Source organism: Paracoccus mutanolyticus, from assembly GCF_003285265.1.
Classification (GTDB): domain Bacteria; phylum Pseudomonadota; class Alphaproteobacteria; order Rhodobacterales; family Rhodobacteraceae; genus Paracoccus; species Paracoccus yeei.
Genome location: NZ_CP030239.1, coordinates 1,589,332 through 1,613,511, shown reverse-complemented (window position 1 = coordinate 1,613,511; position 24,180 = coordinate 1,589,332). Strand labels below are relative to the sequence as shown.

Sequence of the window (24,180 nt, the reverse complement as noted above, 5' to 3'; positions counted from 1 at the left end):
ACGTTCCGCCAGGGCGGGCGGGCGTCAAAGCGGGCGGCCGGCCAGCAGGCGCGGCATCGGCTGCAGCGACAGCCCGGCCGCCTGCCGCATGAAGCGGCGGCGTAGGGGCGGCAGGCTGTCCACCATGCCCAGGCCCAAGCCACGGGCTGCGCGCAGCAGCGGGTTTGCGTTGGAAAACAGCGCGTTCACCCCGTCCATCCCCAAAGCCAGCAGGGTGGCGTCGGGCCGGCGCCACGCCTGATAGCGCGCCAGCACCGGGTCCGTGCCGATGTCCTCGCCCCGCCGACGCGCCAGGGTCAGCACCTCGGCCAGGGCCGCGACATCGCGCAGGCCCAGGTTCAGCCCCTGCCCCGCGATGGGGTGGACGCCATGCGCGGCATCGCCCACCAGTGCGACGCGCGGCGCGACATAGGTTTCGGCCAGGCTGAGGCTGAGCGGATAGGAAAAGCGCGGGCCGGCCAGGCGGTGTCGCCCAGGAAATCGCCGAACCGGGGCCGCAGCACCTCGAGAAACGCGTCCTCGGGCAGGGCCAGGATCGCCTGGGCGGCGGCCTTCTGCTCGGACCAGACGATGGAGCTGCGGTTGCCCGGCAGCGGCAGGATCGCCAGCGGCCCGCCCGGCATGAACAGCTGATGCGCCGTGCCCTGATGGGGCAGGTCGTGATCGACCGCCGCGACCAGCGCAAGCTGGCCGTAGTCATGGCCCAGCCGCCGGATGCCCGCGCGTGCGGCGACCCCCGACTGCCGGCCGTCGGCGCCGACCAGCAGGCGCGCGCGCAGGGCCCGCCCGTCCGACAGCGCCACCGTCACCCCCGCCGGCCCCGGGTCCTGCCCGGTGACCATCAGCCCGGGCAGATGCGCAATCCCCCGGTCCCGCATGGCGCCGACCAGGGCGCGATACAGATGCCGGTCCTCGAGCATGTAGCCCAGGCGGCCTTCCTCGATCTCGGCGCCATCGAAATGCAGGTCGAAGGGGTCGGCCCCCTCGCCCGGCGCGCCCTGCACCGCCTGCACTTTCAGGATGGGTTGGGCGCTGCCGGCAAGTTCGCTCCACAGCCCCAGCGCGGCCAGCAGCCGCTGCGAGGCCAGCGCCAGCGCATAAGCGCGGCCGTCGAAGCCCGCGGTGCCCCGCGCATCGGCCGGGCGTGCGTCCACCACGGCCACGCGCATCCCGCAGCCCTGCAATGCCAGCGCCAGGGCGGGGCCGTTCAGCCCGCCGCCCGCGACGATGATGTCATGATCCATGTCCATGCGCGCACTATGCCGCCGCCGCCGGCAATGTCCATGCGGCATCTGGGGCCTGCGCCATTGCAGCGCACCGGCCCAGGGGCTAGCCTTGGGCCGGGCAGCTTATCGAAAGGCGGGGCATGGACTGGCTCAAGGCATCGGCGGCAGAGCAGGGCCGCGCAATCCTGGCCGGCCTGGCCAGCCCGGTCGAGCAGACCGAGGCCTATCTGGACGCCATCGCCCGCCACCCCTACGGCCGGCGCATCTATGCCCGCACCACCGCCGACCGCGCCCGGGCCGAGGCGATCGCCGCCCATGACCGGGCCCGCGCCGGGCTGCGCCGCGGCCTGCTGGACGGGGTGGCGATCAACTGGAAGGACAATTTCGACATGGCCCGCCAGCCGACCGAGGCGGGCTCGCGCCTGCTGACGGGGCGCATCCCCGGGCGCGACGCGCAGATCCTGGCGGCGGCGACCCTGCAGGGCCTGGTCTGCCTGGGCAAGACCCACATGACCGAACTGGCCTTTTCCGGGCTGGGGGTGAACCCGATGACGGCGACGCCGCCGAACAGCATCGACCCTGCACTGGCGCCCGGCGGGTCCAGTTCGGGCGCTGCGGTGTCGGTCGCGCTGGGGCTGGCGGCGGCCGCGATGGGGTCGGACACCGGCGGCTCGATCCGGGTGCCCGCGGCATGGAACGAGCTGGTGGGCTTCAAGCCCTCGATGGGCGCGCTCAGGCCGAGGGCATGGTGCCGCTGATGCCGCCGCTTCGACGTGGCCGGACCCATCGCCCGCACGGTCGAGGACTGCGCCGAGCTTTTCGCCACCCTGCGCGGCGAGCCGGCCCCCGACCTGTCCGGCCCGCCCCGCCACCTGCGGCTTCTGGTGATCGACGGCGCGCCCTTCGACCAGGCGCGCGAGGGACCGGTCGCGGCCTTCGAGGATGCGGTGGCGCGGCTGGCGCGCGCGGGCGCGCGCATCACCCATGCCCAGCCCCCTTGCGTGGCCGAGGCGCTGGCGCTGTCGCCCACCCTGTTCGCCCCCGAGGCCTATGGCCTCTGGCGCGACCAGATCGAGGACGCGCCGGAACTGATGTACCCCGCGATCCTGGAACGCTTCCGGGGCGGGCGGGACGTGACGGCGGCGGATTACGTCGCCGCCTGGGACCGGCTGGAGCGGCTGCGCGCGGACTGGGCCCGGGTCGCGGCGGGTTTCGACGCGGCGATCCTGCCGACCGCCCCCATCCTGCCGCCCGACACCGAAAGGCTGCTGACGGATGGCGCCTATTTCGCGACCGAGACCTGCTGACCCTGCGCAACACGCGCATCGCGAACCTTCTGGGCCTGCCCGCCGTCACCCTGCCGACCGGACAGCCGGCCTGCGGCATCATGCTGATGGGCGCGCCGCATGCCGACCGCGCGCTGCTGGTCGCCGCCGCCGCGGCCGAGGCCGCGCTGCGCTGAAACCGCGGCCTTCGGGAGCCGGGCCGGGGGTTTTCGGTCCGTGAATCTCTGGACGCATGGGGGGTTTGCCGGTATCTTTGCCCGGAAAACGGGGCGCTACGACCCCGTTCGAGAGGCAGTCATGGCAATACCCGAGCGGTTCTCGAACCTGCCGGAATATGCGTTCCCGCGCTTGCGAACGCTTCTTTCGGGCCTGTCCCCCGCCGCCGATCCGGTCGTCATGACCATCGGCGAGCCGCGCCATGCGGTGCCGGAATTCACCGCCCGCATCATGGCCGACAGCATCGCCGAATTCGGCAAGTACCCCCCGAACGAAGGCACGCCCGACCTGCTGGCCGCGATTTCGGGCTGGATCCGGCGCCGCCACGGCATCGAGGTCGAACCCGCCCGCATCACCGCGCTGAACGGCACGCGCGAAGGGCTGTTCAACGCGGCCCTGGCCCTTTGCCCCGAGACGAAGGCCGGCCAGCGCCCCGCCATCCTGATTCCGAACCCGTTCTATCAGGTCTATGCCGTGGCCGCCGCCGCCGTGGGGGCCGAGCCGGTCTTTGTCCCCGCAACCGAAGCGACGGGGTTCCTGCCCCGCTACGGCGATCTGGACCCGGCCGTGCTGGACCGGGTCGCCATCGCCTATCTGTGCTCGCCCGCCAACCCGCAGGGCTCGGTCGCCGACGACGCCTATCTCGAGGACCTGATCGCCCTGGCGGATCGCCATGATTTCCTGGTCTTTTCGGACGAATGCTATTCCGAGATCTGGCGCGACGCCCCGCCGCCCGGGGCGCTGGCCGTGGCCACCCGCATGGGGCTGGCCGACCGGGTGGTGATGTTCAATTCGCTGTCCAAACGCTCGAACCTGCCGGGGCTGCGGTCGGGCTTCGCGGCGGGCGGGCCGGCCCAGATCGGCCAGCTGCGGCGCCTGCGCAGCTATTCCGGCGCGCCCCTGCCGCTGCCTGTGCAGCGCGTCAGCGCGGCCGCCTGGAACGACGAGGCGCATGTCGAGGAAAACCGCGCGCTTTATCATGCCAAATATGCCGTGGCCGACCGGGTGCTGGGCAATGTCCCCGGCTATCGGCCGCCGCAGGGGGGCTTCTTCCTGTGGCTGCGCGTGCCCGAATCGATCGGCACCGGCGAGGATGCGGCGAAGACGCTGTGGACCCAGGCCGGCATCCAGGTCCTGCCCGGGGCCTATCTGTCGCGCGACACCGACCAGGGCAACCCGGGGCAGAATTACATCCGCGTCGCGCTGGTCGATCCGGCCGGCCCGACCGAGGCGGCGCTGAACCGCCTGAAAACCTGTTTGTATCAAGGGGATTAATCATGGCGAGCTGGCAGGCCAAACACCGCGATCCGCTGTTCGATCAATCCACCCAGGCGGCGCTGGAACGGCGCGGCAAGGAACTGCTGGGTGCCGGGCTGATCGTGCTGGGCCTGCTGATCGCGGCGATGCTGGTCAGCTATACGCCCGACGACCCCAGCGTCATGTCGGCGACCGACCAGCCGCGTGAACTTCAGGTCGGCCGGGTTGCCGGTCCAGACCACATGCTCGGTCAAGTTGCCCTCTGTCGGAGCGACGTTGGAGGTCGTGGCGCCATCGTATGGGTAGTCCGCCTTCATGCTGCACCGGGGCGAGGAACGCATCATGCGGGGCATCTTCCTGCCCATCGGAATGGTGCTGGTCTCGGTCTATGCGACCTCGATGGCGCCGCCGCCGGGCTGGACGCAAAGCTTCGGCCTGGGCGGGCACCTGGGCGACATGCTGATGGGCGCCATGCTGTCGGTGATGCCGGTCAAGGCCTCGATCGCGATCAAGGTGCTGGCGCTGCTGACGGCCGCCGCCGCCGCGGGCTTCATGGCCTTCGTGCTGGGCTTCGACAAGCGCGAGCTGGGCGCCATCGGCCGCTTCCTGCGGGAGGGGCTCGCGACCGCGCGGCTGCTGGCGCTGCATGGCGTGGACCGGGGCGCGCGGCTGTCCTCGGGCGCGGCGCAGCGCATCAGGACCAAGGCCGAGGCGCGGCGCGACCGCACGGCCCGCGCCGGCGACGCCGTCCTGCCCGACGAGGCGGCCCGGCCCGCCCGCCGCGTTGCGCCGCCGCCCCGCTCGCCCGTGATCCGGCCCCAGTCCGAACTGGTCGAGCCCGAGCCGGCTTATCCCGGCGACGCGGGCCCCTCGGACGAGGCGAATCAGCCGGACGAAGGCGAAATCCGTCTTTGCCTTCTGCGCAGCGCCCAGCGTGGCCCCCACGGCAGCAATCGTGCGGTGACGGGCGGACAGGTCCAGCCCCTGCCCGACCACGATCGAGGATGAGGACATGACGGCTTTGGGCATGACTTCCATGCCGCGCCCGTGGCGCCGCCCGCCGCCCGCCGCGCGCCGCCCCGGCCGCAGGCCTCGCCCGCGCGCGAGGCCCGGGCCATTCGAACACCCGCCCCTGTCGCTGCTGACCGCCCCCACCACCGTCGAGCGCCACCAGCTGTCCGAGGAGGCGCTGATGGACAATGCCCGCATGCTGGAAGCGGTGCTGGACGACTATGGCGTCAAGGGCCAGATCACCGAGGTCCGGCCCGGCCCCGTGGTCACGCTCTACGAACTCGAGCCTGCGCCGGGGCTGAAGGCCAGCCGGGTGATCGGGCTGGCCGACGACATCGCGCGGTCGATGTCGGCGCTGTCGGCGCGGGTCTCGACCGGCCGGGGCGCAGCGTCATCGGGATCGAACTGCCGAACGCGCGGCGCGAAAAGGTCGTGCTGCGCGAGATCCTGGCCGCGCCCTCCTATGCCGACGGAACCCAGCCTTTGCCGCTGGCGCTTGGCAAGGACATCGGCGGCGGGCCGGTCGTGGCGAACCTGGCCAAGATGCCCCACCTGCTGATCGCGGGGACCACCGGCTCGGGCAAGTCGGTCGCCATCAACACCATGATCCTGAGCCTGCTCTACAAGCTGACGCCCGAGCAGTGCCGGCTGATCATGATCGACCCCAAGATGCTGGAACTGTCTGTTTACGATGGGATTCCGCATCTTTTGTCGCCGGTCGTCACCGACCCGAAGAAGGCGGTCGTGGCGCTGAAATGGGTCGTCGGAGAGATGGAGGAGCGCTATCGCCGGATGTCCAAGATGGGCGTCAGGAACATCGAGGGCTACAACAGCCGCGTCCGCGAGGCGCTGTCCAAGGACGAGATGTTCAAGCGCACCGTGCAGACCGGCTTCGACGAGGACACCGGCGAGCCGATCTTCGAGACCGAGGAGTTCCAGCCCGAGACCTTCCCCTATATCGTCGTCATCGTCGACGAGATGGCCGACCTGATGATGGTCGCGGGCAAGGAAATCGAGGCGTGCATTCAACGGCTTGCGCAGATGGCGCGGGCCTCGCGGCATCCACCTGATCATGGCGACGCAGCGGCCTTCGGTCGATGTCATCACCGGCACGATCAAGGCGAACTTCCCGACCCGGATCAGCTTTCAGGTCACCTCCAAGATCGACAGCCGCACCATCCTGGGCGAGCAGGGCGCCGAGCAACTGCTGGGCCAGGGCGACATGCTGTACATGGCGGGCGGGTCGCGCATCACCCGCGTCCACGGTCCCTTCGTCAGCGACGAGGAGGTCGAGGAGATCGTCAACCATCTGAAATCCTTCGGTCCTCCCAGCTATATGGCCGGCGTGGTCGAAGGCCCGGACGAGGAAAAGGCCGACAGCATCGACATGGTGCTGGGCCTGTCCAGCGGCGAGGGCGGGGATGCCGAGCTTTACGACATGGCCGTCGCCATCGTCGCCAAGGACCGCAAATGCTCGACCAGCTATATCCAGCGCAAGCTGGCGATCGGCTACAACAAGGCCGCGCGGCTGGTCGAGCAGATGGAGGAGCAGGGCGTGGTCAGCCCGGCGAACCACGTCGGCAAGCGCGAGGTTCTGGTCCCCGAGGTCTGATCCCGCGCCAGCGCCGTTTCCGGGGCCGGGCCGTTGCGCCCGGCCTTTTGCGTTGCGCGGTGCACCGTGCGATGGACATCCACGAAACCCCGGCAAATGCCGGGGTTTTCGCCGTGACAGCCGTACACCGCGCGTACACCGGGCGTACACCGCCCGTCGTCCCCGTTGCGCGGCCCATGCGCAGCAAAAGGCCCCGCCACGGAGGGCGGGGCCTGGGGCCGGGTCCGGCCGGAGGGGAGAGGGAGGCCGGGGACCGGAGCCGGCGAAACCCCTTAGATCGTGTCGCCGAGCTTGCCCTTGACGGTGCCGGTCACATCCTGAGCCGTGCCCTTGGCCTGCTGGGCCTTGCCCTCGGCGGTGAGGCCAGGGTTGTCGGTGGCCTTGCCGACGGCTTCCTTGACATTGCCCGCAACCTTGTTGCCGGCAGCCTTGATCTTGTCAGTTGCTTCACCCATGGATTGATCCTCCGTGGCTTGGTTGACTATGCAAGAAGAACCCGCCAGGGGGGCGCCCGGTTCCGCAGCGCAGCGATCACGGTTTTGCGGGGTCGGGCGACGGTCGCGGGCCGACCCCGAACCCGCCGGGGCCAAGTTCACGGGTCAGGGCCTGAACAGCCGCCGGGGAAACCGCAGCAGGGCGTGCAACCGTAGCCTGCGACGCTGAAACAGGCCAGGGCGATCACCAGAAGCAGGACGGCGACCACCAGGCCGTTCCGCGCCATGGCCTTGCCGCGATCCGACAGCCGGCCGCGCAGCCACAGCAGCAGCGAAACGGCCGGAACCGCCGAGAGGCACAGGCCGAAGGCCGCGATCAGGACATTGGTCAGGGCATTGCTGTCCATGAAGGTCTGGTCCGGGGTGCCTTGGGGCCCGTCGAGCCGCGCGGGGGATGCGGCACAATGGGGCGGGCTTCAGCCGGCCAGCACCAGCCCGACGCCGCCGAGCGCCGCCAGGATCACCACCAGCCAGGCCGGCGCCCTCCATGCGGTGAGGAGGACGAAGCAGGCCAGCGCCAGCGCGAGGTCGCGCAGGTCCCCGACCGCGCCGGTCAGGACCGGGGTGTAAAGCGCCGCCCCGAGGATGCCCACCACCGCGGCATTCGCCCCCTGCATCACGGATTGCGCCGGGGCCATGCTGCGGAAGCGGTCCCAGAACGGCAGGGCCGCGACCAGGATCAGGAAGCCCGGCAGGAAGATCGCGCCCAGCGCCAGGGCCGCGCCGGCGATGCCGTTCGGCGCCGGGCCCAGCACCGCGCCCAGATAGGCGGCAAAGGTGAAAAGCGGCCCCGGCACCGCCTGGGCCGCGCCGTAGCCGGCCAGGAAGGCGTCCGGCGCGACCCAGCCCGGCGCCACGGTCGCCGCCTGCAGCAGCGGCAGGACGACATGGCCGCCGCCAAAGACCAGCGCCCCGGCGCGGTAAAAGCCGTCCGCCACCGCCCAGCCCTGGCCAAGCCCCGCCGCCAGCGGCAGCAGGACCAGAAGTCCCAGGAAGGCGGCCAGCGCCCCCAGCGCGACCCCGCGCGGGATCGGCACGGCCAGCGCGCCGCCGGTCCCGGACCCGGCACCGCGCCGGACCCAGCGCCAGGCCCAGGGCCGCGCCCGTCAGGATCGCCCCGCCATGCCGAAGGCGCCGGGGACGAAGGCCAGCAGCGCCACGGCCGCCACCGCGATCGCGGCGCGCTGCCGGTCGGGGCAAAGCGTCCGGGCCATGCCCCAGACGGCCTGGGCGACGATGGCCACCGCCACGAGCTTGAGCCCGTGAAGCGCCCCGTCGCCAAGCGGCCCGCTCAGCCGCGCCGCCGTCAGGGCAAAGACCACCAGCGCCACGGCCGAGGGCAGCGTGAAGCCGGCAAAGGCCGCCAGCGCCCCCGGCCAGCCAGCCCGCATCATGCCCAGGGCAAAGCCCACCTGGCTGGAGGCCGGGCCGGGCAGGAACTGGCAAAGCGCCACCAGATCGGCATAGGCCGCGTCGTCAAGCCAGCGGCGGCGGGTCACCAGCTCGTCCCGGAAATAGCCCAGATGCGCGATGGGGCCGCCGAAGCTGGTCAGGCCCAGGCGGAGAAAGACCGCAAGGACCTCGGCCGGGGTTCCCTGCGCGGGCCGCGCCGCGGCGTCCTGCCGAAGATCCGTCATTCCTGCCCCCTGGTGCCTGTCCCTGCGATCCCCCGCGTGCCGCGTTCCCGTCCCTTACTAGGGGATCTTGACGGCTGTGCGAATGGGGCGGGGCCCTAGACCGCGCCCATCACGGCGCGGCCCGCGTCGGCCGAGCGTTCGCGCGCGCCCGAGCCCTCGTCCACCGTCACCACGACCGAAAGGCCAGGGGTCAGGTATTCGGCCATCTCCTGCCCCGGGTCTATGCTGATGCGCAGCGGCAGGCGCTGGGCGATCTTGGTGAAGTTCCCGGTCGTGTTCGACGAGGCCAGGATGCTGAACTCGGACGCCGTGGCCGGAGAGAACGCCTCGACCCGGCCGGTGAAGGCGCGGTGCTGCATCGCGTCCACGGTGAAGGTAGCGCGGTCGCCGACGCGGATGCCGTGAAGTTCCGTTTCGCGGAAGTTGGCGATCACCCAGACCTCGGGCGAGACATGGCTGACAAGCGCGGTGCCGGCGGTGACGTATTGGCCCAGCCGCACGCCGACCTGGCCCAGCCGGCCGGCGGCGGGGGCGCGGATCACCGTGTTCGACAGGTCGATCCGGGCCAGTTCCACCGCGGCCTCGGCCGAGGCGATCTCGGCCTTGCGGGCGCCAAGGCCGACCTGGGCGCCGGCGACATCCTCGCGCGCGACGGCGATGGCGCTTTCGGCCTGGGTCACGGCGGCCTCGGCCAGGCGCAGGGCCAGTCGCTCTGGCGGTGGTGCTGAGCCGTCCCAGGTGGCGCAGGGCGCTGGCCCCGTCCAGGGCGAGGTCGGTGCGCGACGGCCTGGCCGAGCGCAGCGCGGCCTCGGCCGACTGCACGCCGCCTGGGCGGATGGACCGGCTGTCCCTGGATCTTGAGCGCGGCGCGCGCGCCTTCCAGCGCGGCCAGGGCCTGCGCCAGCTTCTGGCGGTCTGGCGGTCGTCGATGCGGGCGATGACCTGGCCCCGGGTCACGGCCTGGAAGTCCTGCACCTCGACCGCCGAGACATAGCCCGACAGCTGCGGCGCCAGCGTCGTGACCTGGCCGCGGACATAGGCGTTCTCGGTCTGCGGATGGGGTGTGCTGAAGGGCGGCAGGTGCCAGGCGTAAAGCACCGCCAGCAGCCCCGCGAGGCCCGCGGCGACGGCGATCAGGGTGGGAAGGATATGGGTCTTGGTCATGCTTGGGACTCGGGTATGGGGGCTTTTGGGGCGCGGCGCAGGCGGCGGGCCACCATCGCGTCGCGCCAGATGTGCAGGGTCAGCGCCACCAGCGCCGCCAACGCGACGGCGGCGGTCAGGCGGTAGGCGTCGTTGTAGGCCATGACATAGGCCTGGTTCGCGGCCTCTTGCGCCAGGGCCGCGACGCCCTGGGCCTTGCGCAGCGCCGGGTCGGCGATCTGCGCGGCCAGCGCGGCGGCGCGCGCGGCGACGGCCTGCGTCACCAGCGGGTCGGCGGTGGTCATGGTTTCGCGCAGGGTCTGCAGGTGCAGGGCCTGGCGGTGGTTGATGAAGGTCGAGAACAGCCCCGACCCCGCCGCGCCGCCCAGGCTTTGCGTCGACAGGAACACGATGATGAAGCTGAGCAGATAGGTCGGGCCCCGCGCCAGCGCCGAGAGCAGGCCGCGCATCATCGCCGGCGCCATGAAGAAGGACCCGGCAAAGCCGATCAGCGCCTGGCTGAGCATCATCTGCGCGGGCCGGGTGTCGATGGTGGCGTGGCTGTCCATGAAGGCGCCGGCGGCGATCAGCGCCAGCGCGATCAGGTGGAACAGGGGCACGCGCTCGGGCTTCATGAAGGGGATGAGGGCGAGCCCGCCCAGGATCGTCGCCGCCGAGATCACCGCGAACAGCGGCACCAGCTGGCCCTGGGTGATGCCCGCGCCTGGAACATGCGCGGCGCGCCGGCGCCCTGTTCCGACAGCACCAGCCGGAACAGCAGCAGCGTCACCGTCAGGTGCAGCATGGCGGGGCTGGCGAGCCAGCGGATGTCCAGAAGCGGCGCCTTGCGGTGCAGCTCGATCACCACGGCGAGCGTCAGCGCCACCACGACAGCGCCAGCACCCAGCCCAGCCAGGGCGCGTCGGTCCACCAGCGGATCGGGCCCATGACGAAGCCCACCGTCATGCCGGCAAAGCCCAGCGCGATCAGCAGCCAGCTGACCAGGTCGAGGGGCGCGATGGACTTGACGCGGGGCGGCGATTTCAGCGGCAGGCAATAGACCAGCCCCAGGGACACCGCGGCCATTCCCAGCGTCATCACATGCAGCCCCTGCCAGCCCTGGTCGCCCATCAGCGAAGGCGAGATCACCCGCGCCAGATGCGGCCCCACCCCCGTCATCGCCAGGACGATCGGCAGGCCCAGCCGCATCTTCCACGCCGGCGGCAGCGGTTCGAGCATGTAAAGGAAGGCCAGCGTCGACAGCGGCGCCGAGGCGACGCCCGCGCAGAACTGCACCATGATCGCCGAGCGCAGGTCGAGGATGGCGAAGGACAGCACCGCCACGGCCAGATAGACCACGACCGCCACCTCGGCAAAGCGGCGCAGGCCGTATTGGGCGCGGATCTTGATGAGCAGCAGCGGCATCGAGGCGCGCGGCGCCAGAAAGGCCGCCATCAGCCAGCTGGCCTGCGTCTGGGTTGCGCCCAGGTCGCCCGCGATCTGGGGGATGTTGGTCGAGACGAACCCCTGCGCCAGCCCCTGGGTCAGCGAGATCATGATCGAGGCCGCGACATAGGCCAGCGCGCGCGGCAGCGGCATCGGCTGGTGCGGCGGGGGCGCCGGCACGGAGGCAGAGGCGGCGGTGGGCGCGGAGGTGGGCGCGGATGGCGCCGCCCCCGGTCCGGGAGAGGTCTGGGGGGAGGCCCCGGGCGCGGCTGCGTCGGCGGCGGTCATGGCTGGCGCAGGCGGTCGGCGTTGCGGGTCATGGTGGCCAGCACGCGGCGGGTGGCGGCCAGGTCCCGGGGTCCACGCCTTCGATCAGGCTGGCCTCGGCCTCGGCACGAAGCGCAGCAGGGCTCGATCCGGCTGGTGTCGGTCAGAAACACCGCATGCTTGCGCGCGTCGCCCTCCAGGGGGCGGCGCTCGGCCAGGCCCTGCGCCTCGAGCGCGTCGAGCAGCCGCTTGAGGGTCGGGGTCTCGATTCCCATCTCGGCGGCCAGTTCGGCCTGGCTGGCGCCGGGGCTGCGGCCGATGGCGGTCAGCAGCCGGGCGCGGGCATAGGTCAGGTCCAGGCGACGGACCCGCGTCTCGAAGGCGGCGCGGATCGAGCGGGTCAGGCTGATGATTTCTTCGAACAGGGTCATCGGACGATGGGTCATGGAATACGTTAGCGCGCTAATGGTCTTGTTAGCGAGCTAACGATCATGCCCGCCGGTTTCAAGTCCCTCCGCCGAAACGGCGAAGGGTGCATTCGGTTGCGTCGAAGGCCGTTTTCTGTCCCGGGCGGCCGGGCAGGCATCGGGGCGCGGCCCCGATGGGCCCGCCGCCCGCCCGGTCAGTAGTCGCGTTCGTAGAACAGGCCGATGCCGCTGTCGCCTTCGCTGTCGACCGAGCCGCGGGCGGTCAGGCTTTTCGAGACGTCGAGGTTCAGGTTCAGCCGCGTCTTGCCGTCTCCGCCCACCTGCACGTCGGTGTACAGGTTCTCGGACAGGTATTTGCCGGCCCGGACCGAGACATTGCCGCGGTCGTCCGTGGTCAGGTCCAGATCGTCGAGGCCGGTCGAGGCGCGCAGCCGGCCGATGATGCCCTCGCCGCCCCGGCCCGCCAGGGTGGCGATGGCGCTGGCCAGCTGGGCGGCCTGAAGCGCGCTGATGTTGTCGATGCCGCGCCCGAACAGCAGCTGGGACAGCACCTCCTCCTCGGGCATCTCGGGCGAGGATTCGAAGGTGATTTCCGGGTCGCGGGCGTCGCCGTCGATGATGATGCTGGTGGTGATGCCGTCCTGTTCGGTCTGGGCGACCAGGCGCAGCACCGGGACCATGCTGCCCTGCAGTTCGATCAGCCCCTCGGTCAGGTCGAAGCGCTTGCCCAGCAGGTCCACCCGGCCCCGGATCAGTTCGAACTGGCCGACGGGGATGGGCTGGCGGGCGTTGCCGGTCAGGCGGATTTCGCCGCCGAGTTCCGCATCGACGCCGCGGCCCCGGACGAACACCTGGTCGGGCGCCGCGATCACCAGGTCGAAGCGCGCCGGATTGGCCGGGGGCGTGGCCGGCGGCGCGGTCATCCCGGCCTGGCGCGAGGCGTCGCTGGGAAACTCGATCAGCCCGGCCTTGGCGCGGGTCTGGCGCTGGGGCGGGCGTTCGGACAGGTGCCGGATGTCGGGAATCGCGCGGGCGCTGCCCAGGGCCGAGGGGATGCGGATTCCGTGCGGCCGAGGTCGATGCGGCCCGAGACGAGCGGCCCCCCGGCCTGCGAGCCCGAGACCGAGATCGCGCCGTTGACGCGGGTTTCGTAAAGGTTCGGGTCGCGCAGGACCACATCGGCCAGCCGCACGCTGAGGTCCATGGGCCGCTGCCCGGTCAGGGTGATCGGCCCGGTGACGGAAATCCGCCCGCCGTTTTCCACCGCCCCCTGGATGTCCAGCGTCAGCCGCCCGTCGGCGATGTCCGCGCGCGCGTTGAGCGAGCCCACGGCCAGGCCGAAGCGCGGCTCGGCCAGGCGCCCGTTGGTCAGCGCGACGCGGCCCGACAGCGCCTGCAGGGACGGCCGCCCGTTCAGGCGCAGGTCGAAGGACAGCGGCCCTTCGACCGAGCGGGTGCGCAGGAAGGGGTTGGCGGCGGCGGCGTTGCTGGTGCCCTGGACGCGGATGTCCATGCTTTGCAGGTTGGCGGCGGCGGTGCCGGTGATGCGGGCATCGGTGTCGCCGGGGGCGGTCGCGGTCAGGTCCACCTGATAGGCCGGGCCGGTGGGCTGGATGTCGCGCACCGACAGCCCGGCGGCATAGAGCCCGATGATCTTGTCATCCACCCCGGTCGTTGGCCTTTCTTCACCAGCTCCGGCTCGAAACTGCCGTCCCGGTCACGCGGAACCAAAAGCGGCACCTCGCCGTCCGAACCCTTCACGCGCTTCGCCGCAACCCCGTTCCGGCGGTTGCTCTGTTCGGCTGGCGGCACCGCACCGGCCTCATAGCCCACGCCAGGCCCGCGCGGTGCCGCGCGCGGTGATCGCGCGGGCGCCGTCCGGCCGGTCGGCGACCCGCGCCGTGGCCTGAAGCGCGCCGCGAAAGCCCTGGCCCAGAAAGCGCAGGTCGTCGGCGCGCAGTTCTGCGTTCAGGTCGGTCGCGCCTTGGCCCAGCTTGCCCTGCGCCGTGACGTTCAGGCGCGGGTTCTGGACCTGCGCCGTTTCGATGGCGAACACGCCGTCGCGTTCGGTCCCGCGCAGCGCCAGCTGCGTCTCTCCGCTCAGGGCGCCGTCGACCTGGGTCTGGCCGAAGCTGAGGTCACGCCCGGTGCCGGTCACGTCGAGCCTGCGCGCGCCGGTGCCGTCGTCCTTGAAGCTGCCCCGCGCCGACAGCGCGCCCCGCCAGCCGCGCCCGAAGCTGGCGAGCGAGCGGATGTCCAGCTGCCCGGTCATGTCGGTCGTCTCGCCGATGCTGCCCTGGGCGGTGGCTTGCATCTGCTGATTCTTCAGCTCGAAGGCCTGGATGGTGAAATCGCCCTGCGCGTCCTGACTGGCCTGCAGCCGCAGGTCGGTCACGCCGGTCAGCGCCCCGTCCACGTCCGACTGGCCGAAGCGCAGGTCGGTGCCGCGCCCGGTCAGCGCGATCCGGCGGGCGTTGCCCTGTTTCGTGGCGGTGCCGTCCAAGGTGATGCCGCCGGAAAAGCCGCGGCCCAGCACGGCCAGGTCGGGCATGGTCAGCGACAGCTTGCCTTCCAGCGCGTCGGGCGCGAACTGGCCCGCGCCCTGGGCCTGCAGCTGCGGGTTCGTCAGGCGGAACTGCTGGAGTTCGTAGCTGCCGTTCTGTTCCTGCAGCTGCACCACCAGATCGGTGCGGCCCTTGAAGGCGCCGTCGATCTCGGGCCGGCCCAGCGCCAGGTCCTGGGCGTGGCCGTCGAGGTCCAGCTTGCGCGCGTTCAGCGGGCCGGTCAGCCGGGCCTGCGTCTCCAGCGCGCCGCCATAGGCGGGATCGGCCACCGACAGATCGGGCATGGAGATCGTCGCCGTCACGTCGCTGGCGCCCGAATTCAGATAGCCCTGGGCCTGCGCGGTCAGGTTCTGCGCGTTCACGGTCAGCCGGCGCAGGCGGATGCCGTCGGTGTCGCGCCGCATGGCCAGGTCGATGCGCGATGCGCCGGCCAGCATCCGGTCGGCCTGGTCCTGACCGATGCGGATGTCGCGGCCCTCGATCTGGGTGTCGACGTCGAAGGCGCCGCCCAGCACCCGGTAGAAGCCCTTGACGGCGGCATCGGCCTGCCCGCCCAGGTCGCGCCCCGCCAGCCGCGACAGGCGCGAGAGGTCGCTGTGCCGGGCGGTGACGTTCCCGGACAGCACGATGCCGCTTTTCAGGCCCGAGGCCTGCATGTCGCCCGTGAAGCCGAAGGCGTCGGCGTTGACGTTCATCCCCCACAGCCGCAGCGCGTTGCCGGGCGTGAACGCCAGGTTCAGGCCGCCGTTCAGCGTGCGGCCCAGCGCATCGGCCAGGCCCGGATCGCTCGGCGCCAGGTCGTCCATGCCGAAGGCGATCCAGCCCCGGATCTCGGACAGGGCCTGCTGCTCGGTCAGAACGACCCGGCCACGGCCGTCCAGGCGCAGTTCGGACAGGCTGATGTCGGGGCGGGCGATGTCGCCCACCTTGCCGGTCAGCACCCAGCCCGAGCCCTGGGCCGCGTCATAGTCCAGCCGCAGGTTGCCCGAATTGACCGTCATCGGCTGGTCGCCGAAGGGCAGCGCCACGGGCAGCTGGGTCGCCCCCGCGTCGCGGCCAAGAAGCAGCGTCAGATGCGCGCTTTCCGGCGCGCCCTGCGCCGTCGTCGCGACCGATCCCGCAAGGTCCAGCGCGCCGGTGGTGATCTTCAGTTCCGGGATCAGCAGCCGGCCGTCCTGGCCGCGCCAGCCGTCCGCCCGGACCTGCGAGGTGCCGGCAAAGAACTGCTGGTTGCCGGGCGCGGTGAGGCTGGCGATATCGCCGTCCAGCCGGGCGCGGAAGGCGGTGCCGGGGGCGCCCTCGCGCTCCTCGGCCTTGATCTGGACGGTGCCCGTCACGCGGGGCTGGCCGTCGGTTTCCAGCTTGATGCCGGCGGTGAAGTCCGACAGCGGGCCATTGCCCGCGATCTCGGCCCGGACGGCGGGGCGGCCGTTCATGCGCACGGCATTGGAAAACAGCCCGTTGCGGCCTTCGTCCAGCTTGAGGTCCAGCGCCAGCACCCGGGTTTCGTTGGAAAAGCCCGCGACCAGCGCGAATTCGCCGCGCGGTCCGTCCACCCGGTCGATCGCCAGCTTGGTGCCGCCTTCGCCATTGGCGAGGTTCATCGAGCCGTCGATGGCCAGCACCGCCTGCTTGCCCATCACGGCCTGGCCAAGCTCGACGCGCCCCACGGCGATGCGGTCGATGTTGACCGAGACCGGCAGTTGCGGCAGCGAGAATTCGCGCGCCTCGGGCTGGGGGGCGCCCTGGTCGGTCGCGCCGGCGCCCGGCAGGCGCGGCAGGATGATGCGTTCGGCCGACAGTTCGTTGATCTGGATGCGGCGCGACAGCAGCGCCGAGCGGCTCCATTGAGGGCGCCGTTTTCCAGCGTGATCCAGACGCCCTGGTCGTCGGCGATGGTCATGCGGGTGAAGGTCGCGCGCGAGGAGAGCGCGCCCTGGAACCCCTCGATGTTCACCTGCCGGCCGGCGCCGGACAGCTTTTCCTGAAGGAAACGGGTGATGAAGCCCTTGTCGTCCTCGACCTCCTGGGAAATCTCGGCGGCGCTGTCCTGGGCCTGGGCGGGCGTCTGCGCCTGAAGCGCCAGCGGCAGCCACAGGCTGACGAAGGAAAGCCAGAGCGCGGCGGCGAAACGGGTCTTGCGGGACGGATGTGCCATCAGAACGCCTGCCCCAGACCGATATAGACCTGCACGCCGGAATCGTCGCTGTCATCGCCCCCGCCGACGGGGGCGGCGATGTCGAAGCGCAGCGGCCCGATGGGCGTGCGATAGCGCACCCCCGCGCCCGCGCCCGCCTGCCAGCCGCTGCCGCCGGAAAAGCCCTCTTCCTCCCACACCCGGCCGGCATCGGCGAACAGCGCCAGGCCGATGCGTTCGCGGACCTGGATGCGGGCCTCGGCGGTCACGGTGGCGATGGACATGCCGCCGGTCTTGACCGGGCCGTCGGGGCCGGGGATCACCTCGACGCCCAGCGATTCGAAGGAATGGCCGCGCACGGTGCCGCCGCCGCCCGAATAGAACAGGTAGTCGCGCGGCGTTTCGTCGATATCGGGGCCGACGACGGTGCCCAGACGGGCGCGGCCCGCCAGCGTGAAGCGGTCGTCGCGCCCGAAGCTGGCATAGCGCCGCCCCTCGGCCACGATCTGCGCGCCCGAGCCGGTTTCGTCCTGCAGCCCGACAAAGGGCGTCACCTGCCCCGACAGCCAGTAGCCGTGCTTGGCGTCCGTCTTGTCGTCGCGCTGGTCCCAGGTGATCGAGGCGGGCAGCGCGAACAGGCGGAAATCGGTCTGCCCGGCGTCGTCCTCCACCCGCAGCGCGCGGTATTGCAGCGCGATGTCGGCGGTCAGTTCGTCGCTGGGCAGCCAGGTGAAGCCTAGGCCGAAGGTCCCGGACTTGAGGTCGTAGTCCTCTTCCTGCTCGCTTTTCACCTCGGCCAGCAGATAGCCGGTGGTGTCGGCGGTGATGGTGGCCGGTCGGTCCAGCCGGACGCCCAGGTTGTAGTCGCGCCCGGTGTCGCCGCCGATGTCGGACACGCCCGCGTCGACGCGCAGCCGTTCACCGCCGCGCAGCAGGTTGCGATGTATCCAGTAGCCGGTCAGCCCCAACCCGTCGGTGGTGGAATATTCAAAGCCGCCGCCGATCCGGCGCAGCTTTTGTTCGGCGACCAGCAGGTCCACGTCCAGCGTGTTGTCCGGGCCGATGGCATCCGCTTCGGTCAGCGTGATGGCCGAGAACACGCCCGAGCGGCGCAGGCGCTTGCGCACGTCCTCGAGCTTTTCGGGGTCGAACCGCTCGCCCTCGGGGAAGCCCGCGATCTTGCGCAGCCGGCGCGGGTCCATGCGCTGATAGCCGCGGATGGTCAGTTCGCCGAAGCGCAGCGTGGGGCCGGGGGCCAGCAGGATGCGGCTGTCGATCAGGTTCGTGGCGTGGTCGGCCTCGATGTCGGTGCGGGCGACCTCGGCCTTGGCATGGCCCACGTCCGCCAGCCCTCGACCGCCGAGGTCGCGGCCGAGCGCATCTCGCCCGTCCGCGCGATGGCGCCGCGGCGATAGTCGGCCGGCAGTTCGGTCCCCGGCGCCACCGGCGCGATGTCGGCCCGGCTGTAGCGGAACCGGGGCCCCGGCTGGACCGCGACCGCGACGCGGCGCACCACCTGCGGCGCGTCCAGGGGCGCGATCTGGGCGGCCTCGACCCCGTCGAGCGTGATGTTGATGACGACCGAGTAATAGCCGTTGTCGTAGAGCACGCCCAGGATGCGCGCGTAATCGCCCCGCGCCGCCGCCAGCAGGTCCTGGCCGGTCACCCGCCCCTCGTCCTGGGCGCTGGCCAGAAGCGAGGTGGCCCGGATCTGGGACATAAGAGAATCGTCGCCGCCCGAGATGGCGAAATCCAGGTCGGTGGGTGAGCCTTCGTTCCCCTTCGCGCCCCCGAACAGGCCCGAAAACGGCGAGGAGGCCGACGAGCCCGACCCCGAGGATTGCGCCAGGACCACCCCGGCACCCGTCCCCAGGATGAAAGCGGCGGCGGCGCCCGCCTTCATGATCGTTCTCATGCCTGCTCCTGCCCTGTTCTGGCGGTTTTGATGGCAGTCTTGCAGGTGGGCGGGGCAAAATCCAGCGCCCGGGCGTGTCCGCAGGGATTTTTCACGCGATCGCGGCCAGGCAGCCATGCAGCGCCGCCATGTCGTCGCGGATCACCCCCACCGGCACCGCCGCCACGATCTGCGCCATCAGCGGATCGGACCGGAAGGCCGCCTGAAAGATATCAAGGCGCTGGGTCGCGCTGCGGGCGACGCTGCCGGCCAGGAACATCCCGTCAAGCGGCATGAAGCGCAGCGCGAGTTCGCGGCAGATCAGCCCGAACAGCCGCGCATAAAGATCGAGCGTCGCGCCCGCCGCCGCATCGCCCCGGCCCGCCGTCTCGACCAGGCCTCGGCCGGCTCTATGGCCGTATCGGCCAGAAGGGCGTGCAGCCGGGCAAGGCCGCGGCCCGCGAACAGCTCTTCGACCGAATCAAGGGGAGCGGCGCGCGCGCCCAGCGCCTGCGCCAGCGGAGCCGCGACCGAGACCGGCAGCCGGGTGTGGCCCTCCTCTGCCTCGAGGCAGGCGATGCCGCCGCCGGGCAGGACCTTGACCGCGCAGACGTTGAAGCCGGTGCCCGCGTTCACCACCAGCCGCTGGCCGTTGCGCCCGCCCGCCGGGGGCGGATCGGTCAGGAAACCCGCCGCCTCGCCCGAGAGCGCCGGCGTCGCATAGCCCAGCGCGATCAGGTCGTTGATCAGCCGCGCCCGGCCGGCGCCGGTCAGGTCGCGCAGCCGCTGTTCGGAAAAGGACCAGTCGCGGTTCGTCAGCCGGGCCTGGCCCCCGGTCACGGGCCCGGCGACGGCGACGCAGACCGCCTCGATCCGGGGGTTGCCCGCGCGTTCCAGGAACAGGCGCACCACGCTGTCGAAATCGGCATGCGCCTCGCCGCGGAACCGGGCGATGCTGCCGGGGTCGATGCCGGTGTCCACCCGGACCAGCGCCAGCCGCGCATTGGTCCCGCCCACGTCCGCCAGCATGATCGCCATCGCCCACTCCTCTGCCGTCCTGGCCTCTGTCTAGGCCATCCTCGCGCCCTGTGCCAGCGCACCCCTCCGGCGCGCCCGGGGGAGGTTTCGCGGAACCCGCCCTGTCGCCCGGGGGTTCCCCTGACGACTTGAGCGAAAGCGAAAGGTTGCAAAGATGTTGCACCACACCCCCCGCGCGGCCCTTGCCGCCACCGCCCTGATCGCCGCACTGGCGGCCCCCGCCGGCGCCACGATCACCTCGCGCGACGAAAACGCCGCGAACCCGCGCGGCTGGTCCGCCGTCCAAGGCATGGACCCCCGCGCCGTCCGCGACATGGCGCGCGATCTGCCCACCTCGGACCAGGCCGCCGTCGACCAGCCCTGGTGCGCCCCCGATGCCGAGATCGAGACCAGCCTGCGCCATGACTTCGAGGAAGAGCGCGTCGCCTCGAACGGGCGGGACACGGCGCTTTGGGGTTCGGCGCTGATGGGCACCTGGACCGTGGTGCTGGAACGGCCCGACGCCACCAGCTGCGTCATCGCCTCGGGGATCGGGTTTCGCGACGGCACCAGCCCGGACGCCTATTTCACCCGCGTGGGCCTGCTGCGCTGACCGGCGCCGATTTGCGCCGCAGGGCCGCAGGTGATATGGCGCCCGCAACTTTCCCTTGAGGCCGCCATGACCGACCACATCATCAAAGACATCTCGCTGGCCGATTACGGCCGCAAGGAACTCGACATCGCCGAAACCGAAATGCCCGGGCTGATGGCGCTGCGGGCGGAATACGGCGAAGCCAAGCCCCTGGCCGGCGCGCGCATCGCCGGCTCTCTGCACATGACGATCCAGACCGCCGTGCTGATCGAGACCCTGGTGGCGCTGGGCGCCGAGGTGCGCTGGGCATCGTGCAACATCTTCTCGACCCAGGACCACGCGGCGGCGGCGATCGCGGCGGCCGGCATCCCGGTCTTTGCCATCAAGGGCGAGACGCTGCCCGAATACTGGTCCTATACCGACCGGATCTTCCAGTTCGACGGCGGGCCCGCGAACATGATCCTGGACGACGGCGGCGACGCCACCATGTATGTCCTGCTGGGCGCGCGCGTCGAGGCGGGCGAGACCGGGCTGATCGAGGTTCCGACCAGCGAGGAGGAGGAGGCGCTGTTCGCGCAGATCAAGCGCCGCCTGGCGGCCTCGCCGGGCTGGTTCACCGCCCAGCGCGACGCGATCCGCGGCGTCAGCGAGGAAACCACCACCGGGGTCCACCGGCTTTACGACCTGCACAAGCGCGGCCTGCTGCCCTTCCCGGCGATCAACGTGAACGACAGCGTCACCAAGTCGAAGTTCGACAACAAGTACGGCTGCAAGGAATCGCTGGTGGACGGCATCCGCCGCGCCACCGACACGATGATGGCGGGCAAGGTCGCGGTCGTCTGCGGCTATGGCGACGTGGGCAAGGGCTCGGCCGCCAGCCTGCGCGGCGCCGGCGCCCGGGTGAAGGTCACCGAGGTCGACCCGATCTGCGCGCTGCAGGCCGCGATGGACGGGTTCGAGGTCGTGCTGCTGGAGGATGTCGTCTCGACCGCCGACATCTTCGTGACCACCACCGGGAACCGCGACGTGATCCGCATCGAGCACATGCGCGAGATGAAGGACATGGCCATCGTCGGCAACATCGGCCATTTCGACAATGAGATCCAGGTCGCGGCGCTGAAGAACCACAAGTGGACCAACGTCAAGGACCAGGTGGACCTGATCGAGATGCCCTCGGGCAACCGCATCATCCTGCTTTCGGAAGGGCGGCTGCTGAACCTCGGCAACGCCACCGGCCATCCCAGCTTCGTGATGTCGGCCAGCTTCACCAACCAGGTGCTGGCGCAGATCGAGCTTTGGGTGCGCGGCGACGACTATCAGCCCGGCGTCTACATCCTGCCCAAGCACCTGGACGAAAAGGTCGCCCGCCTGCACCTGGACCGGATCGGCGTCAAGCTGACCCGGCTCTCGGCCGAACAGGCCGCCTATATCGGCGTGACCCCCGAAGGCCCCTTCAAGCCCGAACATTACCGCTACTGACGGCTCTTATCGTTTTCCAAATACCCTGGGGGGAACGCCGCCCCGGCGGCGTGGGGGGCAACGCCCCCCGCCCCCTGCGCCAGCATCGCCTGTCGCGCCGACAGGCCCGGCGCCGCCGCCAGGGCATCGGCACACAGCGCCTCGGCTGCGGCCAGCAGCGCGTCGGCCGGGACCAGCCGGTCCACGAGGCCCCAGGCCAAGGCCTCCGCGGCCGCGATCTTCTGCCCGGCCATCAGGATCATGGCGGCCCGGGCCGGGCCGACCAGCGCCGCCAGGCGGCCCGGGTCGCTTGGCTGCGGCAGATAGCCAAGCCGCATCACCGGGTAGAACACCTGCGCCCCCGGCACCGCCAGCCGGATGTCGCAGGCCAGCACCATGCCCATCGCCCCGCCGGCCACGGTGCCGTTCAGCGCCGCGACCGTCAGGCAGGGCATCGCGGCCAGACGCGCGGACAGCCGCTCCCACTCCGGGGCGGTGGCAAGCCCGGCGCGCGCCTCGTCAAGGTCCGCGCCGGCCGAGAACACCGACCCCGCCCCGGTCAGGATCAGCCCGCGCAGGCCGGGGTCCGCCGCCATCGCCTCCAGCGCAGCCAGCAGGTCCCGCAGCATGGCGCGGGTCAGGGCATTGGCCTTTTCCGGCCGTGCCAGGGTGATTTTTCCCAAGCCGCCGGTCATTTCGTTCAGGATCATGTCATCTCTCCTTTCGGCGGGAACGGGGCTGTGGCAAAACGCCTTACCATTGGCCCAAAGGCGCGTTTCCAGGAAAGGTAATGACATGACCCTCCGACTGACAAGCTCTGCACTGGCGCTGGCGGCGATGACCGCCCCGGCGCTTGCCGACGTGACACCGGAACAGGTCATGCAGTCCTGGATCGACTACTACCAGACCATGGGCTATTCGGTGACCGAGGGCGGGCGCAGCAAGGACGGCTCGACCCTGACGCTGACCGACGTGGTCTTTGCCGGCGGCACGCCCGAAGGACGCATGACCATGTCGGTGCCCAGCATCGCCCTGACCGACCAGGGCGACGGCACCGTCAGGACGGTGTTTTCCGACCAGATGCAGCTGATCGTCAGCGGCACCGAGCCCGAATCCGGCCCCTATGAGGTGCCCGCGACCATCGCCATGCCCGGCAACAGCATCGTCACCTCGGGCGCGCCCGAGGACATGACCCACCAGTTCGACTATCCGACGATCCGCATCGAGACGGAAAGGATGACCTCGGACGGGGTCGAGACGCCGCTGCCGATCACCGTGGGCATCGCCGACAGCAAGGGTCGGTTCCACGCGGCCCAGGGCGCGCCGCGCAAGTACGACTACGACATGGCGACCGGCGCCATCGACTACAAGGCGCAGATGACGGGCGAGAACGGCGACCAGTTCAGCCTGTCGGGCAAGCTCGACGCGCTCGAGACGCGGGGCACCCTGTCGGGCGCGGGCTCCGCCGCCGATCTGGAAAGCCAGATGGCCGCCGCGCTCGAGGCGGGGCTGGCCATGGACGGGATGCTCAAGGGCGGGCCGATCAGCGGCGAATTCGCCTTTGCCGGGACCGAGGAAGGCCAGCCGACCAGCGGCTCGGGCAAGTATCAGGGCCGGGGGTTCGACGTGGGCTTCAGCCTGTCGCGCGACGGCCTGGGCTATCAGGTGGCCTCGGACGGGGTCTCGGTCGACGTCGTCTCGCCGCAGATGCCGATGCCGGTGCGCTACGGTTCGACAGCACCAGCTTTGACATGCAGCTGCCGGTCAGCAAGGCCGATGCGCCCCAGCCCTTCAAGCTGGCCTATACCCTGGCCGGGCTGACCATCGGCGACGAGCTGTGGGCCATGTTCGACCCGCAGTCGAAGCTGCCGCGCACGCCCGCCTCGCTCGACATCGACCTGACCGGGCTGATGACGGTGACGGAGAACCTGTTCGACGCCGCCAAGGCCCCGGCCGAGCCTCCGCCCGCCGACGACACCGACGGCGCCACGGCCGAGGGCGTGTCCCCCGACGCCCCGGCCGACGACGCCGAGGCGCAGGCCGAGGCCGAGACGGGCCCCGAGGCCGACGCGCCGTCGCCCTTCGAGCCGGTCGAGCTGTCGATCAACCAGATCGCGCTGGACCTGCTGGGCGCCAAGCTGAACGCCAGCGGCGCCCTGAAGGCCCCGGCGGGCGGCAGCATGGAGACGGCCCCGGTCGGCACCATCCACGCCGAATACCAGGGCGTGAACACGCTGGTCGACAGCCTGGGCGAAATGGGCCTGATCCCGCAGGACCAGCTGGGCATGGTGCGCATGATGCTGGCGATGTTCGCCAAACCCGTCGCGGGCGAGCCCGACCGCATGACCACCGAGCTTGAGTTCCGCGAGGGCGGCGCCGTCTTTGCCAACGGCCAGCAGATCAAGTAAGCCCGGCCGGGCGCGCCGCCGCGCGCGCCCCGCAGGGGCGGGTCTTGCGCGCCTTGCGCCGCCCGTCCCGCGCCTTTTCCGTTGAAG

The 24,180-nt window shown here is 71.2% G+C and carries 22 protein-coding genes and 5 pseudogenes; 8 read left to right on the top strand and 19 right to left on the bottom strand.

Annotated elements, in window-relative coordinates; genetic code table 11:
• Positions 1 to 24: 24 nt before the first annotated feature.
• Positions 25 to 1,250: pseudogene (locus tag DPM13_RS08640) on the bottom strand (FAD-dependent monooxygenase).
• 116 nt (positions 1,251 to 1,366) lie between these two features.
• Between DPM13_RS08640 and DPM13_RS08635 the strand changes: the two are divergent.
• From DPM13_RS08635 to DPM13_RS26795, 3 genes and pseudogenes are all read left to right on the top strand, one after another.
• Positions 1,367 to 2,533, top strand: a pseudogene (locus tag DPM13_RS08635) (amidase).
• 276 nt (positions 2,534 to 2,809) lie between these two features.
• A complete protein-coding gene (locus DPM13_RS08630; RefSeq protein WP_112888732.1) occupies positions 2,810 to 4,003 on the top strand; it encodes an aminotransferase class I/II-fold pyridoxal phosphate-dependent enzyme in 1,194 nt (397 codons plus the stop codon).
• Positions 4,004 to 4,005: 2 nt separating this feature from the next.
• Positions 4,006 to 6,608 (top strand): annotated as a pseudogene (locus DPM13_RS26795) (DNA translocase FtsK 4TM domain-containing protein).
• A gap of 272 nt (positions 6,609 to 6,880) precedes the next feature.
• Here DPM13_RS26795 and DPM13_RS08620 read toward each other — a convergent pair.
• The 4 genes and pseudogenes from DPM13_RS08620 to DPM13_RS22715 form a co-directional block, all read right to left on the bottom strand.
• Positions 6,881 to 7,063 (bottom strand): CsbD family protein, encoded by a 183-nt coding sequence (locus DPM13_RS08620; RefSeq protein ID WP_112887845.1) that lies wholly within the window; start codon positions 7,061 to 7,063, stop codon positions 6,881 to 6,883.
• A gap of 137 nt (positions 7,064 to 7,200) precedes the next feature.
• Positions 7,201 to 7,449 carry a hypothetical protein gene (locus DPM13_RS08615; protein WP_112887844.1) on the bottom strand — a complete coding sequence of 83 codons (249 nt, stop codon included), beginning with the start codon at positions 7,447 to 7,449 and terminating at the stop codon, positions 7,201 to 7,203.
• A 69-nt stretch (positions 7,450 to 7,518) separates the two neighbouring features.
• Positions 7,519 to 8,739: pseudogene (gene chrA / locus DPM13_RS08610) on the bottom strand (chromate efflux transporter).
• 95 nt (positions 8,740 to 8,834) lie between these two features.
• The gene (locus DPM13_RS22715) at positions 8,835 to 9,419 is read right to left on the bottom strand and encodes an HlyD family secretion protein (RefSeq protein WP_223252468.1); all 585 of its coding nucleotides are present in this window, start codon (positions 9,417 to 9,419) and stop codon (positions 8,835 to 8,837) included.
• A 95-nt stretch (positions 9,420 to 9,514) separates the two neighbouring features.
• On the opposite strand from DPM13_RS22715, the gene DPM13_RS22710 reads away from it, so the two are divergent.
• Entirely contained in the window at positions 9,515 to 9,733 is a 219-nt protein-coding gene (locus DPM13_RS22710) for a hypothetical protein (RefSeq protein WP_223252467.1), read from the top strand.
• 166 nt (positions 9,734 to 9,899) lie between these two features.
• Here the strand turns inward: DPM13_RS22710 and DPM13_RS22700 are convergent, their stop codons facing one another.
• The 13 genes and pseudogenes from DPM13_RS22700 to DPM13_RS08555 all read right to left on the bottom strand — a co-directional run bounded on the left by DPM13_RS22700 (position 9,900) and on the right by DPM13_RS08555 (position 19,656).
• Positions 9,900 to 10,580, bottom strand: coding sequence for a hypothetical protein (locus DPM13_RS22700; RefSeq protein WP_223252466.1), 681 nt, complete (start codon positions 10,578 to 10,580; stop codon positions 9,900 to 9,902).
• The gene (locus tag DPM13_RS22695) at positions 10,562 to 10,768 is read right to left on the bottom strand and encodes a hypothetical protein (protein WP_112887843.1); all 207 of its coding nucleotides are present in this window, start codon (positions 10,766 to 10,768) and stop codon (positions 10,562 to 10,564) included. Before DPM13_RS22695 ends, DPM13_RS22700 begins: the two co-directional genes overlap by 19 nt.
• Complete coding sequence (locus tag DPM13_RS22690) at positions 10,759 to 11,481, bottom strand: hypothetical protein (RefSeq protein ID WP_112887842.1); 723 nt, start codon at positions 11,479 to 11,481, stop codon at positions 10,759 to 10,761. Before DPM13_RS22690 ends, DPM13_RS22695 begins: the two co-directional genes overlap by 10 nt.
• A gap of 131 nt (positions 11,482 to 11,612) precedes the next feature.
• Positions 11,613 to 12,026 (bottom strand): MarR family winged helix-turn-helix transcriptional regulator, encoded by a 414-nt coding sequence (locus DPM13_RS08585; protein ID WP_223252465.1) that lies wholly within the window; start codon positions 12,024 to 12,026, stop codon positions 11,613 to 11,615.
• Positions 12,027 to 12,217: 191 nt separating this feature from the next.
• Positions 12,218 to 12,946 (bottom strand): translocation/assembly module TamB domain-containing protein, encoded by a 729-nt coding sequence (locus tag DPM13_RS08580; protein WP_112887840.1) that lies wholly within the window; start codon positions 12,944 to 12,946, stop codon positions 12,218 to 12,220.
• Positions 12,947 to 12,981: 35 nt separating this feature from the next.
• The gene (locus tag DPM13_RS22685; protein WP_262983332.1) at positions 12,982 to 13,611 is read right to left on the bottom strand and encodes a translocation/assembly module TamB domain-containing protein; all 630 of its coding nucleotides are present in this window, start codon (positions 13,609 to 13,611) and stop codon (positions 12,982 to 12,984) included.
• A gap of 21 nt (positions 13,612 to 13,632) precedes the next feature.
• Positions 13,633 to 13,856: pseudogene (locus DPM13_RS24970) on the bottom strand (transposase); the annotation flags it as partial.
• The gene (locus tag DPM13_RS08565; protein WP_189654885.1) at positions 13,846 to 16,257 is read right to left on the bottom strand and encodes a translocation/assembly module TamB domain-containing protein; all 2,412 of its coding nucleotides are present in this window, start codon (positions 16,255 to 16,257) and stop codon (positions 13,846 to 13,848) included. The pseudogene DPM13_RS24970 and the gene DPM13_RS08565, both read right to left, overlap by 11 nt.
• Positions 16,227 to 16,745: a hypothetical protein gene (locus tag DPM13_RS20605; RefSeq protein ID WP_189654884.1), complete on the bottom strand. Its 519-nt coding sequence runs from the start codon at positions 16,743 to 16,745 to the stop codon at positions 16,227 to 16,229. Before DPM13_RS20605 ends, DPM13_RS08565 begins: the two co-directional genes overlap by 31 nt.
• Positions 16,745 to 18,064, bottom strand: coding sequence for an autotransporter assembly complex protein TamA (locus DPM13_RS08560; protein ID WP_223252464.1), 1,320 nt, complete (start codon positions 18,062 to 18,064; stop codon positions 16,745 to 16,747). The genes DPM13_RS20605 and DPM13_RS08560 overlap by 1 nt, the downstream gene beginning before the upstream one ends.
• On the bottom strand, positions 18,001 to 18,639 hold the full coding sequence (locus DPM13_RS22680; RefSeq protein ID WP_223252463.1) for a BamA/TamA family outer membrane protein: 639 nt from the start codon (positions 18,637 to 18,639) through the stop codon (positions 18,001 to 18,003). The genes DPM13_RS08560 and DPM13_RS22680 overlap by 64 nt, the downstream gene beginning before the upstream one ends.
• A 91-nt stretch (positions 18,640 to 18,730) precedes the next feature.
• Positions 18,731 to 18,943 (bottom strand): glucokinase, encoded by a 213-nt coding sequence (locus tag DPM13_RS22675; protein ID WP_262983331.1) that lies wholly within the window; start codon positions 18,941 to 18,943, stop codon positions 18,731 to 18,733.
• Positions 18,940 to 19,656: a glucokinase gene (locus DPM13_RS08555; protein ID WP_223252462.1), complete on the bottom strand. Its 717-nt coding sequence runs from the start codon at positions 19,654 to 19,656 to the stop codon at positions 18,940 to 18,942. The genes DPM13_RS22675 and DPM13_RS08555 overlap by 4 nt, the downstream gene beginning before the upstream one ends.
• 154 nt (positions 19,657 to 19,810) lie before the next feature.
• On the opposite strand from DPM13_RS08555, the gene DPM13_RS08550 reads away from it, so the two are divergent.
• Together DPM13_RS08550 and ahcY are read left to right on the top strand one after the other, a co-directional pair.
• Complete coding sequence (locus tag DPM13_RS08550; RefSeq protein WP_112887838.1) at positions 19,811 to 20,248, top strand: hypothetical protein; 438 nt, start codon at positions 19,811 to 19,813, stop codon at positions 20,246 to 20,248.
• A 66-nt stretch (positions 20,249 to 20,314) separates the two neighbouring features.
• Positions 20,315 to 21,706 (top strand): adenosylhomocysteinase, encoded by a 1,392-nt coding sequence (ahcY, locus tag DPM13_RS08545; RefSeq protein WP_112887837.1) that lies wholly within the window; start codon positions 20,315 to 20,317, stop codon positions 21,704 to 21,706.
• Here the strand turns inward: ahcY and DPM13_RS08540 are convergent.
• Positions 21,700 to 22,395, bottom strand: coding sequence for an enoyl-CoA hydratase/isomerase family protein (locus tag DPM13_RS08540; protein WP_112887836.1), 696 nt, complete (start codon positions 22,393 to 22,395; stop codon positions 21,700 to 21,702). The genes ahcY and DPM13_RS08540 overlap by 7 nt on opposite strands.
• An 85-nt stretch (positions 22,396 to 22,480) precedes the next feature.
• Between DPM13_RS08540 and DPM13_RS22670 the strand changes: the two genes are divergently transcribed.
• Together DPM13_RS22670 and DPM13_RS22665 are read left to right on the top strand one after the other, a co-directional pair.
• Entirely contained in the window at positions 22,481 to 23,506 is a 1,026-nt protein-coding gene (locus tag DPM13_RS22670; RefSeq protein WP_223252461.1) for a hypothetical protein, read from the top strand.
• A complete protein-coding gene (locus DPM13_RS22665; protein ID WP_223252460.1) occupies positions 23,437 to 24,093 on the top strand; it encodes a DUF2125 domain-containing protein in 657 nt (218 codons plus the stop codon). The genes DPM13_RS22670 and DPM13_RS22665 overlap by 70 nt, the downstream gene beginning before the upstream one ends.
• Positions 24,094 to 24,180 lie beyond the last annotated feature (87 nt).

Bases quoted from the DNA above. Each gene is read 5' to 3' on its own strand.
- DPM13_RS08630 (WP_112888732.1), top strand. From the start codon at position 2,810: ATGGCAATACCCGAGCGGTTCTCGAACCTGCCGGAATATGCGTTCCCG.
- DPM13_RS08620 (WP_112887845.1), bottom strand. From the start codon at position 7,063: ATGGGTGAAGCAACTGACAAGATCAAGGCTGCCGGCAACAAGGTTGCG.
- DPM13_RS08615 (WP_112887844.1), bottom strand. From the start codon at position 7,449: ATGGACAGCAATGCCCTGACCAATGTCCTGATCGCGGCCTTCGGCCTG.
- DPM13_RS22690 (WP_112887842.1), bottom strand. From the start codon at position 11,481: ATGCCGCTGCCGCGCGCGCTGGCCTATGTCGCGGCCTCGATCATGATC.
- DPM13_RS08585 (WP_223252465.1), bottom strand. From the start codon at position 12,026: ATGACCCTGTTCGAAGAAATCATCAGCCTGACCCGCTCGATCCGCGCC.
- DPM13_RS08580 (WP_112887840.1), bottom strand. From the start codon at position 12,946: ATGACCGCGCCGCCGGCCACGCCCCCGGCCAATCCGGCGCGCTTCGAC.
- DPM13_RS20605 (WP_189654884.1), bottom strand. From the start codon at position 16,745: ATGGCACATCCGTCCCGCAAGACCCGTTTCGCCGCCGCGCTCTGGCTT.
- DPM13_RS22680 (WP_223252463.1), bottom strand. From the start codon at position 18,639: ATGAGAACGATCATGAAGGCGGGCGCCGCCGCCGCTTTCATCCTGGGG.
- DPM13_RS08555 (WP_223252462.1), bottom strand. From the start codon at position 19,656: ATGGCGATCATGCTGGCGGACGTGGGCGGGACCAATGCGCGGCTGGCG.
- DPM13_RS08550 (WP_112887838.1), top strand. From the start codon at position 19,811: ATGTTGCACCACACCCCCCGCGCGGCCCTTGCCGCCACCGCCCTGATC.
- ahcY (WP_112887837.1), top strand. From the start codon at position 20,315: ATGACCGACCACATCATCAAAGACATCTCGCTGGCCGATTACGGCCGC.
- DPM13_RS08540 (WP_112887836.1), bottom strand. From the start codon at position 22,395: ATGATCCTGAACGAAATGACCGGCGGCTTGGGAAAAATCACCCTGGCA.
- DPM13_RS22670 (WP_223252461.1), top strand. From the start codon at position 22,481: ATGACCCTCCGACTGACAAGCTCTGCACTGGCGCTGGCGGCGATGACC.
- DPM13_RS22665 (WP_223252460.1), top strand. From the start codon at position 23,437: ATGCAGCTGCCGGTCAGCAAGGCCGATGCGCCCCAGCCCTTCAAGCTG.